Source organism: Pseudomonas sp. P5_B2, from assembly GCF_056400445.1.
This window is the reverse complement of record NZ_JBFULH010000239.1, coordinates 1-6571: the sequence shown is the minus strand read 5'-3', so window position 1 is coordinate 6571 and position 6571 is coordinate 1. Positions and strand designations below refer to the sequence as shown.

At 60.1% G+C, this 6571-nt stretch carries 6 protein-coding genes; all 6 read left to right on the top strand.

What is annotated here, in order from left to right:
• Nucleotides 1-544 (top strand): NADH-quinone oxidoreductase subunit NuoI (nuoI, locus tag AC1DRJ_RS17070; RefSeq protein ID WP_477803190.1); only part of this gene is annotated, 544 nt, incomplete at its 5' end.
• Nucleotides 545-553: 9 nt separating this feature from the next.
• Nucleotides 554-1057: an NADH-quinone oxidoreductase subunit J gene (gene nuoJ, locus AC1DRJ_RS17065; protein ID WP_007946417.1), complete on the top strand. Its 504-nt coding sequence runs from the start codon at nucleotides 554-556 to the stop codon at nucleotides 1055-1057.
• Between the two features lie 2 nt (nucleotides 1058-1059).
• Entirely contained in the window at nucleotides 1060-1368 is a 309-nt protein-coding gene (gene nuoK / locus AC1DRJ_RS17060; protein WP_007946416.1) for an NADH-quinone oxidoreductase subunit NuoK, read from the top strand.
• Nucleotides 1365-3218 (top strand): NADH-quinone oxidoreductase subunit L, encoded by a 1854-nt coding sequence (nuoL, locus tag AC1DRJ_RS17055; RefSeq protein WP_477803189.1) that lies wholly within the window; start codon nucleotides 1365-1367, stop codon nucleotides 3216-3218. Before nuoK ends, nuoL begins: the two co-directional genes overlap by 4 nt.
• Before the next feature lie 40 nt (nucleotides 3219-3258).
• Nucleotides 3259-4791: an NADH-quinone oxidoreductase subunit M gene (gene nuoM / locus AC1DRJ_RS17050; protein ID WP_477803188.1), complete on the top strand. Its 1533-nt coding sequence runs from the start codon at nucleotides 3259-3261 to the stop codon at nucleotides 4789-4791.
• Nucleotides 4792-4798: 7 nt separating this feature from the next.
• Nucleotides 4799-6262: an NADH-quinone oxidoreductase subunit NuoN gene (gene nuoN, locus AC1DRJ_RS17045; RefSeq protein ID WP_477803187.1), complete on the top strand. Its 1464-nt coding sequence runs from the start codon at nucleotides 4799-4801 to the stop codon at nucleotides 6260-6262.
• The last annotated feature ends 309 nt before the right edge of the window (nucleotides 6263-6571 follow it).

The window sequence follows — 6571 nt, the reverse complement described above, 5'->3', positions numbered from 1 at the left end:
GAAGTACATATTTGACATCGTGCATGGCTTCTTCACCCAGCTTCGCAGCCTGGTGATGATTTTCGGCCACGCCTTCCGCAAGCGCGACACGCTGCAGTACCCGGAAGAAGCCGTGTACCTGCCGCCTCGCTACCGTGGCCGTATCGTCCTGACCCGCGACCCTGACGGCGAAGAGCGCTGTGTAGCTTGCAACCTCTGCGCCGTGGCGTGCCCGGTTGGCTGCATTTCGCTGCAGAAAGCTGAAACCGAAGACGGTCGCTGGTACCCGGACTTCTTCCGCATCAACTTCTCGCGCTGCATTTTCTGCGGCCTCTGCGAGGAAGCCTGCCCGACCACCGCAATCCAGCTGACACCGGATTTCGAGATGGCCGAGTTCAAACGTCAGGACCTGGTGTACGAGAAAGAAGATCTGCTGATCTCCGGCCCCGGCAAAAACCCTGATTACAACTTCTATCGTGTTGCAGGTATGGCGATTGCCGGGAAGCCGAAAGGCTCCGCGCAGAATGAAGCCCAGCCGATCAACGTGAAGAGCTTGCTGCCTTAAGGAAGAAAGATGGAATTCGCTTTCTATTTCGCATCGGGTATCGCTGTGGTGTCCACGCTTCGCGTGATCACCAACACCAACCCTGTGCACGCCCTGCTCTACCTGATCATTTCGCTGATCGCCGTGGCCATGACGTTCTTCGCCCTCGGCGCACCGTTTGCCGGTGTACTGGAAGTGATCGCCTACGCTGGCGCCATCATGGTGCTGTTCGTGTTCGTGGTGATGATGCTGAACCTGGGCCCGGCCTCGGTTCAGCAAGAGCGCGTCTGGCTCAAGCCCGGCATCTGGCTCGGCCCGGTGATTCTCGGCGCATTGCTGCTGGGTGAACTGCTGTACGTACTGTTCGCTCATCAGAGCGGCCAGGCCATCGGCCACACCACCGTAGACGCCAAGGCCGTGGGCATCAGCCTGTTCGGTCCGTATCTGCTGGTGGTCGAACTCGCCTCGATGTTGCTGCTCGCCGCAGCCGTCACGGCGTTCCATCTCGGCCGTAACGAAGCCAAGGAGCAATGACGATGCCTGCTATCCCTATGGAGCATGGTCTGGCTGTCGCCGGCATCCTGTTCTGCCTCGGTCTGGTCGGCCTGATGGTCCGCCGCAACATTCTCTTCGTGCTGATGAGCCTGGAGGTCATGATGAATGCCTCCGCACTGGCCTTCATCGTTGCCGGTAGCCGCTGGGCGCAGCCGGATGGACAGATCATGTTCATCCTGGTGATCAGCCTGGCAGCCGCCGAGGCCAGTATTGGCCTGGCGATTCTGTTGCAGCTGTACCGCCGCTTCCACACTCTCGATATCGACGCTGCCAGCGAGATGCGCGGATGAATCTTCTCTATCTGACTTTCGTATTCCCTCTCATAGGTTTCCTGCTGCTGTCGTTCTCACGCGGCCGCCTCTCGGAAAACCTGTCGGCGCTGATTGGCGTCGGTTCCATTGGTCTGTCTGCCATCGTCGCGGCTTACGTGATCTGGCAATTCAACGTCGCCCCGCCTGAAGGCGGCCATTACACCCAGGTGTTGTGGCAGTGGATGGCGGTGGAAGGCTTTACGCCGAACTTCGCTCTGCATCTGGACGGCCTGTCCGTGACCATGCTCGGTGTGGTGGTGGGCGTTGGCTTCCTGATCCACCTGTTCGCGTCCTGGTACATGCGCGGAGAAGACGGTTACTCGCGCTTCTTTGCCTACACCAACCTGTTTATCGCCAGCATGTTGTTCCTGGTATTGGGCGATAACCTGCTGTTCATCTACTTCGGCTGGGAAGGCGTGGGCCTGTGTTCGTACCTGTTGATCGGTTTCTACTACAGCAACCGCAACAACGGTAACGCGGCACTCAAGGCTTTCATCGTGACTCGCGTCGGCGACGTGTTCATGGCCATCGGCCTGTTCATCCTGTTTGTGCAACTGGGCACGCTGAACGTTCAGGAACTGCTGGTGCTGGCACCGCAGAAATTCCAGACCGGCGACTTCTGGATCGTCATGGCCACCTTGATGTTGCTGGGCGGCGCTGTCGGTAAATCCGCGCAACTGCCGCTGCAAACCTGGCTGGCTGATGCGATGGCCGGCCCTACCCCGGTTTCGGCACTGATCCACGCCGCAACCATGGTGACCGCCGGTGTCTACCTGATTGCCCGTACCCACGGCCTGTTCACCCTGGCGCCGGAGATCCTGCACCTGGTTGGCATCGTCGGCGGCATCACCCTAGTGATGGCCGGTTTTGCTGCACTGGTCCAGACCGACATCAAGCGTATCCTCGCCTATTCGACCATGAGCCAGCTCGGCTACATGTTCCTGGCCTTGGGCGTGGGCGGCTGGGACGCGGCGATTTTCCACCTGATGATCCACGCGTTCTTCAAGGCCCTGCTGTTCCTCGCGTCCGGCGCGGTGATCGTTGCCTGCCACCACGAGCAAAACATCTTCAAGATGGGTGGCCTGTGGAAGAAACTGCCATTGGCCTACACCTGCTTCATCGTCGGCGGTTCGGCCCTCGCGGCTCTGCCACTGGTGACCGCAGGCTTCTACTCCAAGGACGAAATCCTCTGGGAAGCGTTTGCCAGCGGACACGACTATCTGCTTTATGCAGGTCTGGTCGGCGCGTTCATGACTTCGATGTACACCTTCCGCATGATCTTCATTGCGTTCCACGGTGAAGCGAAGACCGAAGCCCACCCAGGTCACGGCGTTGCCTACTGGTTGCCACTGTCGGTGCTGGTCGTATTGTCCACCGCCATCGGCGCGATGATCACTCCACCGCTGCAAGGTGTATTGCCGCTCAGCGTCGGCCATGCCGGCGGCGAAGCCAAGCACAGTCTGGAAATCGCTTCGGGCTCCATCGCCCTGGCCGGTGTCCTGCTGGCCGCGCTGCTGTTCCTGGGCAAGCGTCGCTTCGTGACAGCTGTCGCCAACAGCGGCATCGGCCGCTTGCTCTCGGCCTGGTGGTTTGCCGCCTGGGGCTTCGACTGGATCTACGACAAACTGTTCGTCAAGCCTTACCTGGCGATCAGCCACGTCCTGCGCAAAGACCCGCTCGACCAGACCATCGGTCTGATCCCGCGTATGGCCAAAGGCGGCCACACCGCCCTGAGCCGTACCGAAACCGGTCAACTGCGTTGGTACGCCGCATCGATGGCAGCCGGCTCCGTGCTGGTCATCGGCGCCATCGTGCTGGTAGCGGTCTGAATATGAACCTTGCGAACTTGCGAAAGGAATTGAGCCCGTCATGATTCTGCCTTGGCTAATCCTGATCCCCTTCATCGGCGGCCTGCTGTGCTGGATGAGTGAGCGCTCCGGCGCCGTCCTCCCGCGCTGGATTGCGCTGTTGACCATGTCCCTGGAACTCGCTCTCGGCCTCTGGCTGTGGGCCAACGGTGACTATTCATTTGCTCCGGCGCCCGGCGCCGACCCGACCTGGGCGCTTGAGTTCAAGCATGTCTGGATCCAGCGCCTGGGCATCAACGTGCACTTGGCCCTCGACGGCTTGTCGCTGTTGATGATCCTGCTGACCGGTCTGCTGGGTGTCCTCTCGGTACTCTGCTCTTGGAAAGAGATCCAGCGTCACGTTGGCTTCTTCCACCTGAACCTGATGTGGATCCTGGGCGGTGTCGTCGGCGTGTTCCTCGCCATCGACCTGTTCATGTTCTTCTTCTTCTGGGAAATGATGCTGGTGCCGATGTACTTCCTCATCGCGCTCTGGGGTCATAGCTCGGCGGACGGCAAGAAAACCCGGATCTACGCGGCGACCAAGTTCTTCATCTTCACTCAGGCTTCCGGCCTGATCATGCTGGTGGCGATCCTCGGTCTGGTACTGGTCAACTTCAACGAAACCGGCGTGATTACGTTCAACTACGCCGACCTGTTGAAAACCAAGATGTCGTTGACCACCGAGTACATCCTGATGCTCGGCTTCTTCATCGCCTTCGCGGTCAAGCTGCCCGTCGTACCGTTCCACTCCTGGTTGCCTGACGCTCACGCCCAGGCACCCACCGCAGGTTCCGTGGACCTGGCCGGTATCTTGCTGAAAACCGCTGCTTACGGCCTGCTGCGTTTTGCCCTGCCGCTGTTCCCGAATGCCTCGGCCGAGTTCGCGCCCATCGCCATGACCCTGGGTCTGATCGGGATTTTCTACGGCGCGTTCCTGGCGTTCGCGCAAACCGACATCAAGCGTCTGATTGCCTTCTCGTCCGTTTCCCACATGGGTTTCGTACTGATCGGCATCTACTCCGGTAGTCAGATTGCGCTGCAAGGTGCGGTAATGCAGATGCTGGCCCACGGTCTGTCGGCCGCAGCACTCTTTATCCTCAGTGGTCAGTTGTACGAGCGCACCCACACCCGCGACATGCGTGAAATGGGTGGCTTGTGGTCGAAGATCGCTTACCTGCCGGCCCTCAGCCTGTTCTTCGCAGCCGCGTCCCTGGGCTTGCCGGGTACCGGCAACTTCGTCGGTGAGTTCCTGATCCTGATCGGCAACTTCGCCACTKCGCCATGGATCACTGCGATCGCAACGTCCGGCCTGGTGTTCGGTTCGGTCTACGCGCTGATCATGATCCACCGCACCTACTTCGGCCCGTCCAAATCGGACGCGGTATTGCAGGGTCTGGAAGGTCGCGAACTGATCATGGTGGTCGGTCTGGCGGTGCTGCTGATTTACATCGGCGTGTACCCGCAACCGTTCCTCGACACCTCTGCCGCGACGATGCATGGCGTGCAGCAATGGCTTGGCACCGCCTTCACTCAACTCGCTTCGGCCCGGTAAGAGCGCTATGGAATTCACGACTCAACACTTTATCGCGCTAGCGCCGTTGTTGATCACCAGCGCCACGATCATCGTGGTGATGCTGGCGATTGCCTGGCGCCGCAACCACTCGCAGACCTTCCTGATTTCCGTGGCAGGCCTGAACCTGGCGTTGCTGTCGATCCTGCCAGCCCTGAAAGTCGCGCCTTTGGCCGTGACCCCACTGCTGCAGATCGATAGTTTCGCGTGCTTGTACATGGCGCTGATCCTGGTCGCCACCCTCGCTTGTGTGACCCTCGCCCACGCCTACCTCGGCGATGGCGGTTCGGGTTACCCGGGCAACCGTGAAGAACTGTACCTGCTGATCCTGATGTCCGCCGCCGGTGGCCTGGTTCTGGTCAGCGCGCAGCATCTGGCCGGGTTGTTCGTGGGTCTGGAACTGCTGTCGGTGCCGGTCTACGGTCTCGTGGCGTACGCCTTCTTCAACAAGCGTTCGCTGGAAGCCGGTATCAAGTACATGGTGCTGTCGGCCGCCGGTTCCGCCTTCCTGTTGTTCGGTATGGCGCTGCTGTATGCCGACTCGGGCAGCCTGAGCTTCAGCGGTATCGGCCAGGCCCTCGCGGCCACCGGCCTGCCAAGCTCGCTGGCGCAACTGGGCCTGGGCATGATGTTGATCGGTCTGGCGTTCAAGCTGTCGCTGGTACCGTTCCACCTCTGGACCCCGGACGTGTACGAAGGTGCTCCGGCACCGGTGGCGGCATTCCTGGCAACCGCTTCCAAAGTCGCTGTGTTCGCGGTGATGGTGCGTCTGTTCCAGATCTCGCCAGCCGCAAGCAGCGGCGTGCTGAGCGACGTACTGACCATCATTGCCATTGCGTCGATCCTGTTCGGTAACCTGCTGGCACTGACCCAAAGCAACCTCAAGCGTCTGCTGGGTTACTCGTCCATCGCACACTTCGGTTACCTGCTGATCGCCCTCGTGGCGAGCAAAGGTCTGGCCGTGGAAGCCATCGGCGTATACCTGGTCACCTACGTGATCACCAGCCTCGGCGCTTTCGGCGTGATCACCCTGATGTCCTCGCCGTACAACGGCCGTGACGCCGATGCCCTGTACGAATACCGCGGCCTGTTCTGGCGCCGTCCGTACCTGACCGCCGTAATGACCGTGATGATGCTGTCCCTGGCCGGTATCCCGCTCACCGCGGGCTTCATCGGCAAGTTCTACATCATTGCCACCGGCGTCGAGGCGCATGAGTGGTGGCTGGTCGGTTCCCTGGTACTGGGCAGCGCCATCGGCGTTTTCTACTACCTGCGTGTGATGGTCACTATGTTCCTGATCGAACCGAACCTGCGTCGCCACGATGCACAACTGCACTGGGAACAACGTGCAGGCGGCGTGATGCTGCTGGCTATCGCGCTGGTCGCGTTCTTCCTGGGTGTGTATCCGCAGCCATTGCTGGTCCTGGTTCAACAGGCTGGCTTGGCGGGTTGATCGCTTAGGCGGCACTCGGTAGAAAACAGAAACGGCACCTTCGGGTGCCGTTTTTTCGTTTGTGGGAATTATTACTGCTGCCCCGCCCTCCTGCCGCAATCCCCGAAAGCTCACGCGGGAATGTCAGGTTCGTCCTACAGCCAGAATTGGGGTATTGGAATTATCTTGAATGACCGCTGGATGGAAAAGTCGAGGTAAGTGCGAACAATGAAACGCGAAGAACTGCGCAGAAAACGAATTGGAGTCATGAAGGGCAAACTTGCGCTTCCTGCCGACTTCGATGCCCCTCCGTCAGACGATCTACTGGAT